The following is a 15,908-nucleotide window of genomic DNA, read 5'->3' on the forward strand; positions in this document are numbered from 1 at the left end:
CCAAGGAAACATGGACTACAACACAATGGGCCCGGCAGAGATCACTGCACTGGTCGACGGCATTCTCGAACAGGCCCCCGATCAGGTCGCACCGATCGTGCAGTTGGGACATCCGGCACTGCGCCAACCCGCGCTGGCCTACACCGGACAGCTGGATCCATCCATGCTTGATCGGCTGTTTGAGGTCATGCGCGCCACCATGCACGCGGCACCCGGCGTCGGCCTGGCCGCCGTCCAGATTGGCGTGCCCCTGGCCCTGGCGGTGTTGGAGGACCAGTACGAAATCAGTGAACAGTCAGCCACTGAACGCGACCGCCAGCCGTTGGAATACCTGGAGTTCATCAACCCCGGCTATACCCCACATGGGGCGGCGCAGGCCGCCTTCTACGAAGGATGCCTGTCCTTTGCGGGGTTCCAAGCCGTGGTCACCCGCCCCACAATGGTCATGGCAACCTATCAGGACCGTGCCGGCACACAGATCACGCGGGATTTCACCGGGTGGCAGGCCCGTATCGTGCAACACGAGATCGACCACCTGGCAGGCTGCGTCTATATCGACAAGGCAGAGACCCGCTCATTGGTCTCCCAGTCCGAAGCCATCCGCTATCCGGGGTTCGACCTGGACCAAGCACGCAACACACTGGGATTCTGATGACCTCAACCTCCATCCTGTGCCCACATTGCCAGCAGTTCCTGGACCGTGACCCTGCGCGACGTAATTCGCTGGCCTGTCCCGACGGGCACCGTTTTGATGCCGCCAAGCAAGGCTACTTCAACTTCCTTACCGGCAAGGGCACAAACTTCACCGAGGACAGCGCCGGCATGGTTGCGGCCCGGGATGCCTTCCAGGCCCGCCACCATTACCGCCCGCTGGCCACGGCCATCACCCTGGCTGCCACCGAGGCCACCGCCACACCGTACAGGATCCTGGATGCCGGAGCAGGCACCGGCTACTACCTCGGTGTGCTGATCGATGCGCTGGCCGGCAACGACACCGAGGCACTCGCTCTGGATATTTCCCGCTACGCCATGCGTCGTGCAGCGAAGGTTCGGCGCACCACGGCCGTGGTGTGGGACGTATGGCGGAGGTTGCCTACCGCGGATGCCTCACGCGATGTGGTGCTCAACTGCTTCGCACCACATAATGCCGACGAATTCCGCAGGGTCCTGGCCCCGGGCGGGGTGTGCCTGGTGGTCACGGCCCTACCGGAGCATCTGGAACAGGTGCGTTCCCCCTTGGGAATGCTGGGCATCGGCCAGGATAAGGAATCCCAGCTGGTCTCCCGGTTCGCCGACACCGGACTGGAGCTGACCGGTTCGAGGGAACTGCGCTATCCCATGCAGCTGGATACCGAAGATCTGTTCAACCTGGCCTTCATGGGACCGGCCGGTCATCACCTGGATCCCGACCGATTACGCCACACCGTTCGCGAACTGGGCCCCCAGCAGGTCACGGCGGCCTTCGGCATTTATTCATTCGCTTAGGCAGAATCCAAATATCCCCCTAAGTGACTACCGACATCCACAGCCAAGTACGGCAGAATGGAAGAAAGCTGGCCAGATAATGGGGCTGGTCAAACTCGTGAGTGAAGGTAAAGGCATTGAGTACAGCGGAATGGGTTCTGGATAACGCCTGGGTCATCTGGCTTGCGGCGTTCCTGTTGCTAGCGATCATTGAGATGCTCTCTTTGGATCTGTACTTCATCATGCTCGGTGTTGGAACCCTCGGCGGCCTGTCGGTAGCCCTGGCCGACGGTCCGGGCTGGTTGCAGGTAGTGGTGTTCGGTCTGGTATCGCTGACCATGATTTTCCTGGTCAGGCCGATTGCCATGAGACATCTGCGGCGTTCGCCGGTTGGTTTCCGGACGAATATCGAACGCCTGATCGGCAAGGATGCCTTGGTTCTCGAGCCGGTATCGCGGGTTTCGGGTCGCGCAAAGATCGCCGGAGAGGTCTGGACTGCCCGCACCGATGCCAACCAGCCGACCATGGATCCCGGAACCTATGCCGTGGTCAGTCGCATCGACGGGGCCACCGCCTACCTGAAGCTGAATGCCGAGCCGAACCACTAGGGTTCGGCCAGTAGTTTTCATCCGAACAACGCACTAAGAAAGTGAGTACCCATGGAGTCCAATTCACTTGGGCTGATCATCGTACTGGTGGTGCTGGCGGTCTTCGTGATCGTGGTGCTGCTGCGCAGCGTGCGCATCGTTCCGCAGGCACGTGCCGGCATTGTCGAGCGCCTGGGCAAGTACAACCGGACCCTGAACCCCGGTCTGACTATCCTCATCCCCTTTGTTGACCGCCTGCTTCCGCTGCTTGATCTGCGTGAACAGGTCGTCTCCTTCCCGCCGCAGCCGGTGATTACCGAAGACAACCTGGTGGTGTCCATTGACACCGTGGTCTACTTCCAGGTGACCGAGCCACGTGCAGCCACCTATGAGATCGCCAACTACATCCAGGCTGTCGAGCAGCTGACGACCACCACCTTGCGTAACGTCGTCGGTGGCCTGAACCTGGAAGAGGCGCTGACCAGCCGCGACCAGATCAATGGCCAGCTGCGTGGTGTGCTGGACGAGGCCACTGGCAAGTGGGGTATCCGTGTCTCGCGCGTTGAGTTGAAGGCGATCGAGCCGCCGCTGTCGATCCAGGATTCGATGGAGAAGCAGATGCGTGCCGAACGTGACCGCCGCGCCGCGATCCTGACCGCCGAGGGCACCAAGCAGTCCTCGATCCTGACCGCCGAAGGTGCCCGCCAGGCCTCGATCCTGGAGGCCGAAGGTGATGCCCAGGCGGCTATCCTGCGTGCCGACGGTGAATCCCAGGCGATCCAGAAGGTCTTCGACGCGATCCATTCCGGACGCCCGGACGATAAGCTGCTGGCCTACCAGTACCTGCAGACCCTCCCGAAGCTGGCCGAGGGCACGTCCAACACCCTGTGGGTTATCCCCAGCGAGTTGACCGAGGCTTTGAAGGGCATCGGCGGCGCATTCGGTGGTGTCGCCGATTCGCACAAGTCCGGCGACAGCGAACCTCCACAGCACCAGGTGTGAGCAAAGCACCGCGATGATTGCGGTGGCCTGCGGCGGGGCCCGGTCTACGGGTCCCGCCGCAGGTGCGTATAATGGTTACTTTGGGCGCGGATCAGGTCGGACGGGAATCTTTTGACCGCACCAGCCGTTGAACCATGTAGCGTATTCGAAGTATCTCGTAAGGAGTAACATGAGCGATCGCAGCCTACGAGGCATGCGCCTGGGCGCACAGAGCATGGAATCTGAGGCAGGCGTCGAGCCGGCTGCACGTCAGCGTGTGGAGTACCAGTGCGAGGATGGCGAGCGGGTCTTCGTGGTCTTCGCCGCCGAGGCCGAAATTCCAGCCATCTGGCTGACCAAGACCGGCAAGGAAGCCAAGCTCGTCCACGGCGAAGCCAAGGAAGAAGAGCCGAGCAATGAGAAGCCGGTGCGTACCCACTGGGACATGCTCCTGGAGCGCCGCTCGGAAGAGGAATTGGAAAAGATCCTCTCCGACCGTCTGACCCAGTTGCGCGCCTCGCGCGGTGAAGCGGTCTAGGGCCAAGGCTTCCGCCCTTAACTCATACAAGGCACTGGCCTGATCATCCATGATGATCAGGCCAGTGCCTTGTTCTTTTGGCCCATTCGGCCGTGCCGGCTAGCGCCTTCTGGAGGTCAGCTTCTCCCAGCGGGCCCCAAGCCCCCAGCGGGTCACGTTCAGCATGGCTTCCACCACGATATTCCCGCTCATCTTGGATACGCCCAGTTCACGCTCAACGAAGGTCACCGGAACCTCCACGATCTTCTTGCCTAGCCGTGCCACACGGAAAGTCATGTCAACTTGGAAACCGTAGCCGCGTGATTCGATGGCATCGAAATCTATGGCTTCCAGGGTCTCGCGTTTGAAGGCGCGGTAACCGGCGGTGATGTCCTTCAGAGACAGGCCCAGCAGGGTCCGGGAGTAGAAACTGCCACCGCGGGAAATCAGCTTGCGGCTCACCGGCCAATTCACCACTTCCCCGCCCTTGACCCACCGCGAACCGATCACCAGGTCCGCACCGGCTGCGCTGGCTTCGAGCAGGCGAGGCAGCTGCTCGGGCATATGCGAACCGTCGGCATCCATTTCCACGATCACGTCGTAGTCGCGTTCCAGGGCCCAGCGGAACCCGGCGATGTAGGCCGCACCCAGCCCTTCCTTGCCCTTGCGGTGCATGACATGGATCTGCGAATCCTCCGCGGCCAGCTTATCCGCCAGTTGACCGGTACCGTCCGGGGAATTGTCATCGGCGATCAGTACGTCAACCTCCGGAACTGCCTGACGCAGCCGCCCCACTGTCAATGGCAGTGATTCCAGCTCGTTATACGTGGGGATGATCGTAATGACGCGCACGCGACACCTTTCTCGAAGTGTTCACTACTTCCCAAGGCTCGTTGGCCCGAGAATCTAGTCCAAACACAAATTATAGGCACCCGGGATTGGGTGAACCCTGATTGGACACAGCTAATCCCCGGTGACTTCGGCCCTATCACACCTCAACCGACGCGTGATGTTATCTAATGTCTCCGGGGATTAACCAGTTATGCTGCGTCGCGCGAAGCCGGAGAACCCGGGCTCCACGACGTGGCGCTGATCACCAGCCTAGCCCCCTACCCACGGGTTGTGTCAACCGCAACGTGACCACAAGATACACAAATTTTTCCCATGTCAGTCTACAATTCGGGAAAAATCGCAAGTTGCGGTTGGGCTTTGTTTCGCTCATGGCTAAGCGCTGACGGACAGTGCGTCGAACAGCGTCACGCCCTCACGTACGGTCCGCAGGCACTGCGGGATTTCCTCGTCCACCACCGGCAGCAGCGGGGTTCCGGCCCGGGCGTCGGTGGACCACGAGGAGATACGGCTATCCGGTGTCTGCACGGCCAATTCCGAGGCGCTCCAGATGGCGAAGGTGGCCGGGGCACCGATCACCAGCTGTCCCGCATAGGGGTTCATCATCCCAATGGAGCGGTAGGCCGAACGGTTCTGCGCGATAAAGGCGGCGCGGGCGGAGATCCGTCCGGACACATTGTTCAGCGCCATGGCCGAACGCACCACGGCCCAGCCATCAACCGCGGTGACCGGCGCATCGGAGCCGAAGACCACCGGCACACCGGCCGAGAGCATGGCCGCCAGGTTGTTCATCATCCCGGCGCGCTCCCCCAGCCGGGCCTGGTACATCCCGTGCTCGCCGCCCCAGTATTCGTCGAAGCGTGGTTGCATGGAGGCGGTGATGGAATAGGCCAGCAGCCGTTCGCGGTTGGCTTCATCCACCATCTCCACGTGTTCGAGTCGATGGCGTCCGCCCTGCAGCGCCGGCACACCCACCTGTTCGGCGGCCAGGTCGAAGCCGGCGAGCACCTCATCGAGCCCCGCATCCCCGATGACGTGGAATCCTGCCTGGATCCCGGCTGCGGTACATGCCAGAAGGTGGGCGGCGATCTGCCGCGCGTCCAGGTACAGGGTGCCGCGGCTGGACGGTTCATCGGCATAGGGTTCGCGTAGTGCCGCGGTCCGGCTGCCCAGCGAGCCGTCAACCAACAGGTCGCCGCCCAGGCCCAGCAACCTGCTGGAGTTGAACCCGGCGACCAGTTCCCTGGCCTGTTCGGCACCCTGAACCGCTTCGCCCCAATAGGCGTAGACCTCGGGCAGCGCCGGATCCGCGTGGGCCAGCAGCTGTTCCAGGCCCGCGCGGCCTCCGTGGTGCTCGGCGGCCATCTCCACCACGACGGCGAAGCCGCGGGAGGCGTAGTGTTCCAGGGCCCTGCGTTGGTCGGCGGCCACCCTGGCCGGGTCCTGGACCAGGGCCCGGCAGATCCGCTCATGCTCCTGGCCGGATACCAGCCCGGCAGTGATCCCGTGCAGTCCCAGCTCCTGCAGGAGCCGCTGGTTGACCAGGGCACTGTGCTTGTCAACACGGGCCAGGTAGACACCCTGTCCGGCGCCGGCCTGTTCCAGCTCAACGGCCGTGGGCAGCGTCGGATCGGACCAACCGGATTCATCCCACCCGTGCCCGGTCACCTGCCGGGAGCCGGCCGTTGCCGCCTCGCGGACGGCCTGCAGCAGGTCGGCGGCGCTGGCGGTGCAGGACAGGTCGGCACCGGCAAGCACCGCGCCGAGCGCGGCCAGATGGGTATGCGAGTCGACAAAGGCCGGGGTGACCAGCGCACCCTGCAGGTCGATGACCGTCTCGGCGCGTTGCCCCTGGCGCTCGGCGGCTTCCTCGCCCCCGAGCCAGGCGACGGTGTTCCCGTCAACGAGCATCGCGGTGGCGAAGGGATCGGCCGGGGAATAGATCGATCCGTTGCGGTATAGCGTGAGAGCCATGTTCTTCCTGTCCTCAGTTCGCACCGTGTACCCGGTACTAGTCCAATACATTCGAATACGCGACGACACCGCGCTTGACCAGGTCAACCGCCTTGCGGGCGTTCTTGACCAGGCGTGGGGGCAGCTCGGAGTTCTTGGCCAGCTGGTCCAGGGTGTCGATGACCTGTTTGGCCCAGCGCACGAAGTCTCCCGGGGCCAAATCCGACCCGCGCAGGCAGGTGTTCAGCGATGCCCCGCGGGACCATTTGTACATGGGCCAGATCAATCCGGACTCCGGCGGGTCGGTGGGTTCGATGCCCTTGGTCTCCTCCACGTCGGACAGTTCGGCCCAGGCGCGGACCAGGTCGTCCCAGACCGTGGTGATCCGTTCGGTGGGCATCTTCGGGTCGGCGCGATCGTAGTCCCTGCGGCTCTGGTACACGAGGGCGGCGACCACGGCGCACAGCTCCTCGGCGTTCAGCCCCTGGAGCGCACCGGCTTCCAGGATCCGGCTGGTGAGCAGGTCCTTCTCCCCGTAGATGCGGCGTAACCGGCGCCCGGAATCGGTGATCACCAATTCCCCGTCGCCCTGGTCCTGGCTTAGGTATCCGAAGTGTTCCAGGACCGAGAAGACCTTGTCGAACTGCTTGGCAATGGTGTTGGTGCGCCCGGAGATCTGGCGGCGCAGCCGGTCGGTTTCCTTCTTCAGCTTCCAATAGCGTTCGGCCCAACGTGCATGGGTTTCGCGGTCCGAACAGTGATGGCACGGGTGGTTGGCCAAGGCGGTGCGCAGGGATTCGACCTCGCGCTCGAAGTCGTCGGCCCCGGTGAAGTCGAAGCTGGAGGCGTCCTTACGCGGCGGACGGTGTTCATGGATGGCGTTGCGCAGCGAGGAGGCCAGGTCGCGGCGTTCCTTGGGTGACTTGCCACTGAAGGACTTGGGAACCTTGATCCGCGAAACGATCTGCAACGGACCGCGTAAATCCGCGACGGACAACCGCTTCAGGCGGCCTTCCTCGGTCAGGATGGTGTGCCGCGGCCCGTAGAGCGAGGGATCCACTTCCACGATGACCGCCCTGCCGAAGGTCCGGCTACCCGGCAGATCCACCACGTCGCCGCGGATCACCGACTGCATCGATTGCTCGGCCGCCGACCGGCGCTCATGCTGCCGGTTCTTCGAGGCGTTCTTTTCCGCCGTGGTCAGCTTGCGGCGCAGGGCCACGTATTCGCCGAAGTCCCCCAGATGGCATTCCATGGACTTCTGGTATCCGGCCAGGGAGTCCTCGCGTGAGCGGACCTGGCGGGCCAGGCCGACCACCGAACGGTCCGCCTGGTACTGGGCGAAGGAGGATTCCAGGATCTGGCGTGTCTGTTCCCGGCCGAATTGGGCCAACAGGTTGGTGGACATGTTGTAGGTGGGGCGGAAGCTGGAGTTCAGCGGGTAGGTCCGTTTCGAGGCCAGACCGGCCAGGGACTCGGGTTCAACTTCCGGGGTCCACACCACGATGGAGTGGCCTTCCACGTCGATGCCACGCCGGCCGGCGCGCCCGGTCAGCTGGGTGTACTCCCCCGCGGTGATCTGCACATGGGATTCGCCGTTGAACTTGACCAGTTTCTCCAGCACGACGCTGCGGGCGGGCATGTTGATGCCCAGGGCCAGGGTCTCGGTGGCAAAAACCACCTTCAGCAGGCCCCGGGTGAACAGCTCCTCGACGATCTCCTTGAAGATCGGCAACAACCCGGCATGGTGTGCGGCATAACCGCGCATCAGCGCATCGCGCCAGGACCAGAATTCCAGCACTTCCAGGTCGTCGGACGGGATCCGGTAGGCGACCTCGTCGAGCACCTCGGCGATCTGCGCCGCTTCGGCTTCGGTGGTCAGCCGCAGGTCGCCCATCGCGCATTGGTGGACCGCCATATCGCAGCCCTTGCGCGAGAAGATGAAGAAGATCGCCGGCAGCAACCCGGCCCGATCCAGCGAGATGATGGTCTGCGAACGGGTGGCACGGCTGGCATCCGGACGGTTCTCCCGCCCACGGTCCCTGGGTCCGCGGCCGCGCAGGTTGCGCCCACCGGGACGGAAGGACCTGGTGAGTTTGCGCAGTTCGGGATTAACCACCGCCTTGGCACCCTCCTGGCCGGCGCTTTCGTCAAAGGACAGGTCCTCGGCGAACAGGTCCAGCATCCGGTTGCCCACCAGCACGTGCTGGAACAACGGAATCGGACGGTGCTCGGAGACAATGATGTCGGTGTTCCCGCGCACGGTGTCCAGCCACCCGCCGAACTCCTCGGCATTGGACACGGTGGCCGACAGCGAGATGATCTGCACGTTCTGCGGCAGATGCAGGATCACTTCCTCCCAGACCGCACCGCGGAACTTGTCGGCCAGGTAGTGCACCTCGTCCATCACCACATAGCCCAACCCGTCCAGGGTCTGCGAGTCGGCGTAGAGCATATTGCGCAGGACCTCGGTGGTCATCACGACGATCTGTGCTTCGGAGTTGATGGAGGTGTCCCCGGTGAGCAGCCCGACCTTCTTGGCCCCGTGGGCCTTGACCAGATCGGAGTACTTCTGGTTGCTCAGCGCCTTGATCGGCGTGGTGTAGAAGGCCTTGCGGCCCTCGGCCAGGGCCTGGAAGATCGCGAATTCACCAACAACGGTCTTCCCGGCGCCGGTGGGAGCGGCCACCAGCACCCCGTGGCCTTGCGCCACCGACTGGCAGGCCTGCTCCTGGAAGGGATCAAGCTCGAATCCGATGCTGGCTCTGAAGTCGGGCAGGACGGTTCCGCGTTCCACCGTTCGCGCCTTGGCCTGCTGGTAGCGTTCCGCCGGGGTGCTCACTTTGTGTCGCAGTCTCCTTGGGTTGGGGTGTCGGTTGCCGGAGGGTTGGTCCCGGCAACCAGGGGGCTTAGCCCTCTCCGCGGGCCATACGTTCGTTTTCCGCTTCCTGGGCGGCCAGTTTCTTCACACGTTTGCGGTCATTGAGCCAACAAATCACGGTGGCCGCGGCAAAGGTGATAAATAGCGGGCCGGCCAGCGCGAACATGGTGATCGCATCTCCGCCGGGGGCCGCCATGGCGGCAACCAGCGCAATCAGGAAGACGGTGATTCGCCAGTTCTTCAGGATCATCCTGGCCTTGAGTACGCCGACCATGTTCAGTCCGACCATCAGCACCGGGACCAGCATGGCCAGACCGAAGGCCAGCAGCAGCCGGAAGACAAAAGGCAGGTAGGTGTCGATGCTGACCAGCATCTCGGAGTTCTGCGGGGCCAGGCTGATGAAGAATTGCAGGGCAAAAGGCAAGACGAAGTAGGCCATCGCCACCCCACCGACAAACAACGGGGCGGCGGCCGCAGCAAAGGAGTACCCCAGGCGGCGCTCGTTTTTCTTCAGTCCGGGGACGATGAACGCCCAGATCTGGTAGATCCACACCGGGGAGGAGAGCACCAGCCCGACAAAGAGCGAGACCTTGAGCATGATGTCGAAGGGCGACATCACCGCGACGAAATTCACTGCCCCACCGGCGGCATTCACCGGGCGGATCAGCAACTCGAGGATCTCGTTATAGAGGAAAAATCCGCCAACCGTGGCCAGGGCCAGGGCGATCAGGGACTTGAACAAACGGGTTCGGGCTTCGGCGAGGTGTTCGCGTAGCGCCATCCGCCCTTCGGCGTTCTTGGGTCGCTTCTTCCTTGGTGCGCCGGAATCTGGTTTTTTTGCCACTTTCGAAAGCGTTATCAGTCGTTCTTTTCGTCGGTCTTGGGATCCACAACGTGACCGTCGATGGTTTCACCCTTGGGATCCTCGTCGTCGTCCTTCATCTTGCGCACCTCGGACTTGAAGATCCGCAGCGACTGTCCCATGGAACGTGCCATTCCAGGCAATTTCGGGGCACCGAACAGCAACAGTGCCAACACAATGATGATGACCAGATGCCATCCCTGAATTCCACCCACGGGGTTTCCCTTCTTTCTCTTGCCTCAAAGTCTACGCTAAAACAAGTGCAGGTCGTACACGTTCTGCGGCTGGGAACGCGCCGTACGCCGGGCCACACGCCGGATGCGACGGGCCTCGATCCGCTCGGCTTTCCCGGTGTCTTTCAGCTGCCTGATCCACTCCGGATCGGCGTGGGTGGCGTCGGTACCCGAGGGGTAGATGCGCGTGCGCGGTGTGTACTGCACCACGGTCCCCTCCTGCGCCAGGTCGTGGGAGAACTTCTCCGCAGCATCCCCCAACGCGCCGATGACCCCCATGCCCTGCCGGAAGAGCCGGATCCCGGCCAGCACGGCGGCCAGGAGCATGGACAGCACCAGTACGGTCCAGATCAGGATCCAAAACCACCAGGGAAGCATTAGGCACCATCCTCGTAAACTTGCATTGCACTATCCAGCCACAGGTTGACCTGATCCGCAGTGGACTGCGGAGCGACCACAGCAATCCTACCCGCGTGGCGGGCCAGCAAGGGCGCCAACACGGAGTGGTGGGAGAAGCGCACCTTGGCCAGGTAGCCGGAGCCGACCTTCGAGGACCAGGCAATGGGCTTGTAGGCCTCGATCACCGGCAACACGTCCTGGTGCAGGTAGAGTTCGACCTCCACGTCCGCCTCGCTGGCGTTGTAGCGCAGCTCGATCCGGGTGTCGTCCCGGTGCCGGGCCGTCGGTTCGAAGGACTCCTCGGTGGCGCGTGCCTGCAGGATCCTGTCCAGCCGGAAGGTCAACAGCTGCTGCCGGGTGCGGCAGTAGCCGCGCAGATAGCGCAGGTCCCCGTCCTCGAAGATCCGTACCGGTTCCACCAAGCGCAGCTGGTGACTTCCGGCTTTCGGGGAGTAGTAGTCGATTTCGACCACCCGGTGCTCCCGGATGGCCGTGGCCAGCATCATGTCGGAGTCCTGTTCCTGCACCTGACTCAGGGCGAAACCCAGGGCACCATTCCAGCCCTCATAGCGGGCCACGGCGTCATTGATCTTGCCCAGCGCCGAATCCAGGGTGGACCGGTGTTCGAAGTCGGGGATGGAGGCCAGCGCATTCAGCCCGCCCAGCACGGCCACCGCTTCCATCGGCGCCAGCTTCTGCGGTTCGGCCAGCAGCGCCGCGTTGGAGATGGACACCGACTCGGAGTCCAGGTCCCCGTCATTGACGTTAATCAGCTCGTCGTGTTGCCCGCCGGGCACACCGCACATCATGATCAGCGACAGTTCCTGGCGCACCTTGGCCGCGGTCATTCCGTAGCGTTGGGCCAGTTCGTCCACGGTGGCCACGCCGTGGGCGACCACGTACTGGATCATGTCGATATTGCGCATGACCTGGGAGGCCGTGGAGGTGCGTCCTGCGGCGCGGGTGGGATGGTATTTCACCGTTCCGGAACCCAGACCGGTGATGGCCTGTTCCTGGGCCTGGCGTGCCGCCGCGAGCAGTTCCCGCACCCGTGCGGCCAGCTCCAGCGGCGAGAGCACTTTGAGGTTGGGGCCGTAGCTGGCCAGTTCGGTGGCCTGCGCCTCCAGATCCGCGTAGGCCAGGGTGATGGTGTCCCCGTCGCGTTCCAGGGCACGGGCCTGCAACGGCATCGCTGCCTGGCCATGCAATTCAATGGTGGCCAGGTGGGCCGGGTTGTGCAGGTCGAAGTCCTGCAGCACCTGGCTCATCGAGAACCCGGCCGGACGCTTCCGGTAGCCGCCACCGGTTTTGGGGGCGTTACCCAGGGTGATCTTGCCCACCACCCGGGAGAGCCGGAACACCCGGGTATCGGCCCGGGTGTGATCCCAGCCGGTGAAGTACCAGTAACCGAAGCGCTGTCCGATGCCCCACACGTCCAGGATGCGCCTGCTTTTCTGCCCGTTGGCGGCCCGGTAGCTGAAGTGCACGGTTTTGCGGTTGAAGACCGCCAGGGCGCAGTCCTTGAAGTTCGGATCGTCCATCGACAAACGCGGCAGGTAGGTGCCCAGATAGGGGGCGATATCCGCTTCGGTGTGTGTTTCCCCGGTGATGCGGCTGGTGGCGTTCAACGCCAGCGACTGCAGTTTGCTGTCCTTCCAGAGGCTGGAAGCCAGGGCGATCAGCGCGCTTTCGGCGGCACTGAACTCGATGGCGGGAAGGTACCAGTCGGTGGTGTCGATCCGGTAGTGCACCACCCCGCCGTGGTCCTCGGCCAGCAGGCGCAGGCCGAACTCGTTGCGGATCTCGTCCTTGGCCCGTTCGATCGCCTTCTGACGCGCCTCCTCGGTGCCCTCGGGATTCAGGTACTTCCCGATCCGTTCGCTGGTCCATTGGCGCTCGTTGGTCGCCAACGCGTAGATCAGGCTCGTCAGCCGTTCGGCCCTGGTGGGCCCTTCACTTTGCTTAGTGCTCACGAGCCTACAATAACCAATCTTGGTAGATGATTTGCCAGGTTAAGCGCCTGTGGCCCCGAAAAGCTTTCGGGGCCACAGTTCCGGGCGGTGGATTACTTGATGCCCATCAGGTCGACGACGAAGATCAGTGCTTCATTCGGGCCAATGGCCCCGCCGGCGCCGGCAGCACCGTAGGCCAGGTCCGAGGGGATTTCCAGGCGGCGGCGTCCGCCGACCTTCATGCCCAGCAGGCCCTGGTCCCAGCCCTTGATGACCATGCCCACACCCACCGGGAAATCGAGGGTGGAGCCGCGATTCCAGGAGGCGTCGAATTCCTCGCCGGTGGACCAGGCCACACCCACGTAATGGGCCTGGACGGTCGCCCCGGCGGTGACTTCCTTGCCGTCGCCCTCGATCAGGTCGGTGATGACCAGTTCGGTGGGTGCCTCGGTGCCCGGGAAATCGATTTCCGGCTTGGTGCGATCGTAGTTGCGTTCGCCAAAGGACATACTTGTGGCCTTCCTCTTGTTTCCGTGATGGTTGCCGAATTACTCGGCGTTGCTAACCTTGGTCAATTCTACGTAGAACACCAGCGGGCCGGTGGGCCGTCCGGAACTCTCATCCTCGCCGTAGGCCAGGTCCGACGGGATGCTCAGCAGCACCTTGGAACCTTCCTTCAGGCCGCTCAACCCCTGGGTCCAGCCCTTGATGACACCCTGCAGGTTGAAGGCGGCGGCGCTGTCGCTGTCGAAGTTGCCGTCGAAGACCTCGCCGTCCTCCCAGCGGACGCCGGTGTAGAAGGCCTCCACATCCGAGGTCTCGGTGGCTACCTCGCCGTCGCCTTCCTCCAGCACGTCGATGGCCAGGCCGGCCGGGGCGTCGGTATCCTCGGGAATGCTGATGGTCGGCTCATCGCCACTGGTGTCGACACTGGGAAGTTTGCCGCTGTCCTTCAGCTCGCTGACCTCCTCATCGCCCAGCGCACTGCTCGGGCTGCTGGCGGACTGGACGTTGAGCACGATGACCCGTTCGGCGCGGGCACCATCGACCGGTTCGGCGGTGCTGCCATCGGGGTTCGGTGTGCCGTCCACGGTGGTGTAGGCGATCCAGGCACCGACCTTGGCCTTCAGCAGCACGTCGTAGAGCTCGGGCATCTGTTCCTTCATGGCCGCATCCACGGTCATCGGCACGGCAGCACCGGTGAAGTTGGCATCGGTCTGCAGGCCATCGATGTTCTTGTAGATCCCGGACTTCAGGGTGATGTTCTGCCCTTCGCTGATCTGCTCGCCTTCGCCGTCGATGAGCACCACGGCTTCGGACTTCTCGGTCAGCAGCGGCGCATCGATCTGCACCGACGGTTCGCTGTTCTCATCCGCACCGGGTTTGACCTCGATGTCGCTCAGGGCTCCGCCGGAGCCGGAGCCACAGGCGGCCAGGGCCAGGATGGAGGCAAGGGCGGATGCTGCCAGGACTTTGCGCACAGGTTCTACTTTCGTAGCAGGGGTTGGTTATCTCTGGTGTCGTGGACCCGGGGGGCACGAACCACTGATTCCAGATTAATGGTGGTATCTGTGAAAGTTCTAATCTTTCGCTGGTTAAACGGGTTGCCGCATCAGTTCGATCAGCTCATCGACCTGCGCATCCTCGGTGGCGAACGGGTCCTTGCACAGCACCACTCCCCCGGGCCCCTCCTCGTATTTCATATGGACCCAATCGGTGGAGTAGCGGCGTCCGGTGGCCCTGGCGGCGGTGACGAATTTGCCGCGGATGGCCGCCCGCGTGGTGGCCGGGGGGTTCATCACCGCGTGTTTGACCTGATCCGGGGTCAGCACCGTGCTGGCCAGATTGCGTCGGGCCAGCAGGTGGAACAGGCCACGCTCCGGATCGATGTCGTGGTAGGTCAGGTTCAGTTGCGCGACCCGGTGCGAATCCAGATCCAGCCCGTTCTTCCGTGCGTAGCCGGTGATCAGCTTGTGCTTGATCGCCCAGTCGATATCCCTATCGATCGTGCTGAAGTCCTGGCTTTCCACGGCGTTCAGGGTACGTTCCCACAATTCGAGAACCCTCGGCACGTGCTCGTTGTGGGCACCGTGGCGTGCCACGAAGTCGCTGACCAGTTCCAGCAGCTGCCATTGGATCTGCAGGGCGGTAGGTTCATCCCCGCCCATCAGGCGCACGACGCTGCGCCCGGTGAAGTCATGGGAGACCTGGCGGATGGAGCGGATCGGGTTTTCCAGGCGCAAATCGTGGTAGATCTCACCGGATTCGATCATCCGCAGCACCAGGTCGGTGGCGCCGATCTTCAGCAACTGGGTGGTCTCGCTCATCGATGAGTCGCCCACGATCACATGCAGCCGGCGGTAGTGCTCGGCATCGGCATGCGGCTCGTCGCGGGTGTTGATGATGGGCCGGGACCGGGTGGTGGCCGAGGAGACCCCTTCCCAGACGTGGTCGGCCCGCTGTGAAAAGACGAAGCGGGTCTGGTCCTGGACCTTCACCAGGTTCCCGGCACCGGTGAGCATCTGGCGGGTCACCAGGAACGGGATCAGCATATCGGCCAGCCGTTTGAACTCGGTGCGCCGCGGGATCAGGTAGTTCTCATGGCAGCCGTAGGAGTTTCCGGCCGAATCCACGTTGTTCTTGAACAGGAACAGCCGCCCCCGGTGCCCGGCGTCGGCCAGCTCCTCCTCGGCCTGTTCCACCAGATCGAGCAGGATCATTTCACCGGCCCGGTCGTGGGCGATGAGCTGGTCGATCTGGTCGCATTCTGCGGTGGCGTATTCCGGGTGGGAGCCCACATCGAGGTACAGCCGAGAGCCGTTGCCCAGGAACACATTCGAGGACCTGCCCCATTCGACCACCGGTTTGAACAGGTGCCGGGCGGCGTCCTCCGGGGTCAGCCGGCGGCCGTCGCTGGGGACGTAGTTCAGTCCGTATTCGGTTTCAATGCCAAAGATCCTGCGATCCACCTGTTTTCCCTTCGAAGCGTGCTGCGGATATATGCCGGGATCGGGTTACTGGCCGCCCTTTTGCACGAAGCCGCGCACGAATTCCTCGGCATTGGACTCCAACACCGAATCGATCTCATCAAGCAGGTCGTCAACCCCGGCATCGGTGCCCTGCACGTTGATGGCCTGCTGGTCGACCTCCTGGCCCTGGGTCTGCTTGTTGCTGCGTGCTGAGATGCTTTCCTGGCTCATCTTCTGCTCCTTGGATGGTATGGGTGGTTG

16 protein-coding genes are annotated in these 15,908 nt (G+C 63.3%); 5 read left to right on the forward strand and 11 right to left on the reverse strand.

What is annotated here, in order from left to right:
* The first annotated feature begins 10 nt into the window (after nt 1-10).
* From OK351_RS05085 to OK351_RS05105, 5 genes are all read left to right on the forward strand, one after another.
* Nucleotides 11-652: a peptide deformylase gene (locus OK351_RS05085; RefSeq protein ID WP_265156428.1), complete on the forward strand. Its 642-nt coding sequence runs from the start codon at nt 11-13 to the stop codon at nt 650-652.
* Nucleotides 652-1,485, forward strand: a complete 834-nt coding sequence (locus OK351_RS05090; RefSeq protein WP_265156430.1) for a putative RNA methyltransferase — start codon at nt 652-654, stop codon at nt 1,483-1,485. The genes OK351_RS05085 and OK351_RS05090 overlap by 1 nt, the downstream gene beginning before the upstream one ends.
* Before the next feature lie 116 nt (nt 1,486-1,601).
* Nucleotides 1,602-2,072, forward strand: a complete 471-nt coding sequence (locus OK351_RS05095) for an NfeD family protein (protein WP_265156432.1) — start codon at nt 1,602-1,604, stop codon at nt 2,070-2,072.
* 51 nt (nt 2,073-2,123) lie between these two features.
* A complete protein-coding gene (locus OK351_RS05100; protein WP_265156433.1) occupies nt 2,124-3,053 on the forward strand; it encodes an SPFH domain-containing protein in 930 nt (309 codons plus the stop codon).
* 169 nt (nt 3,054-3,222) lie between these two features.
* Entirely contained in the window at nt 3,223-3,570 is a 348-nt protein-coding gene (locus OK351_RS05105) for an RNA polymerase-binding protein RbpA (protein ID WP_265156435.1), read from the forward strand.
* A 99-nt stretch (nt 3,571-3,669) separates the two neighbouring features.
* Here OK351_RS05105 and OK351_RS05110 read toward each other — a convergent pair whose 3' ends face one another.
* The 11 genes from OK351_RS05110 to OK351_RS05160 form a co-directional block, all read right to left on the reverse strand.
* Entirely contained in the window at nt 3,670-4,401 is a 732-nt protein-coding gene (locus tag OK351_RS05110) for a polyprenol monophosphomannose synthase (protein WP_265156437.1), read from the reverse strand.
* A 372-nt stretch (nt 4,402-4,773) separates the two neighbouring features.
* Nucleotides 4,774-6,372, reverse strand: coding sequence for an amidohydrolase (locus OK351_RS05115; protein WP_265156439.1), 1,599 nt, complete (start codon nt 6,370-6,372; stop codon nt 4,774-4,776).
* A 37-nt stretch (nt 6,373-6,409) separates the two neighbouring features.
* Nucleotides 6,410-9,193, reverse strand: coding sequence for a DEAD/DEAH box helicase (locus tag OK351_RS05120; protein WP_265156441.1), 2,784 nt, complete (start codon nt 9,191-9,193; stop codon nt 6,410-6,412).
* Nucleotides 9,194-9,260: 67 nt separating this feature from the next.
* Entirely contained in the window at nt 9,261-10,013 is a 753-nt protein-coding gene (gene tatC / locus OK351_RS05125) for a twin-arginine translocase subunit TatC (protein WP_371931382.1), read from the reverse strand.
* A 77-nt stretch (nt 10,014-10,090) separates the two neighbouring features.
* Nucleotides 10,091-10,309, reverse strand: coding sequence for a Sec-independent protein translocase subunit TatA (tatA, locus tag OK351_RS05130; protein ID WP_265156446.1), 219 nt, complete (start codon nt 10,307-10,309; stop codon nt 10,091-10,093).
* A 36-nt stretch (nt 10,310-10,345) separates the two neighbouring features.
* Nucleotides 10,346-10,705 carry a hypothetical protein gene (locus OK351_RS05135; protein WP_265156448.1) on the reverse strand — a complete coding sequence of 120 codons (360 nt, stop codon included), beginning with the start codon at nt 10,703-10,705 and terminating at the stop codon, nt 10,346-10,348.
* The gene (locus tag OK351_RS05140) at nt 10,705-12,699 is read right to left on the reverse strand and encodes a helix-turn-helix transcriptional regulator (RefSeq protein WP_265156450.1); all 1,995 of its coding nucleotides are present in this window, start codon (nt 12,697-12,699) and stop codon (nt 10,705-10,707) included. Before OK351_RS05140 ends, OK351_RS05135 begins: the two co-directional genes overlap by 1 nt.
* A gap of 92 nt (nt 12,700-12,791) precedes the next feature.
* Nucleotides 12,792-13,187, reverse strand: a complete 396-nt coding sequence (locus tag OK351_RS05145) for an FKBP-type peptidyl-prolyl cis-trans isomerase (protein ID WP_265156452.1) — start codon at nt 13,185-13,187, stop codon at nt 12,792-12,794.
* A gap of 39 nt (nt 13,188-13,226) precedes the next feature.
* Entirely contained in the window at nt 13,227-14,159 is a 933-nt protein-coding gene (locus OK351_RS05150) for an FKBP-type peptidyl-prolyl cis-trans isomerase (RefSeq protein WP_265156454.1), read from the reverse strand.
* A gap of 114 nt (nt 14,160-14,273) precedes the next feature.
* A complete protein-coding gene (gene pafA / locus OK351_RS05155; RefSeq protein ID WP_265156456.1) occupies nt 14,274-15,647 on the reverse strand; it encodes a Pup--protein ligase in 1,374 nt (457 codons plus the stop codon).
* A 45-nt stretch (nt 15,648-15,692) separates the two neighbouring features.
* Entirely contained in the window at nt 15,693-15,863 is a 171-nt protein-coding gene (locus OK351_RS05160) for a ubiquitin-like protein Pup (RefSeq protein ID WP_371931383.1), read from the reverse strand.
* Between the last annotated feature and the right edge of the window lie 45 nt (nt 15,864-15,908).

The organism is Glutamicibacter sp. MNS18, from assembly GCF_026107515.2.
Taxonomy (GTDB): Bacteria; Actinomycetota; Actinomycetes; order Actinomycetales; family Micrococcaceae; genus Glutamicibacter.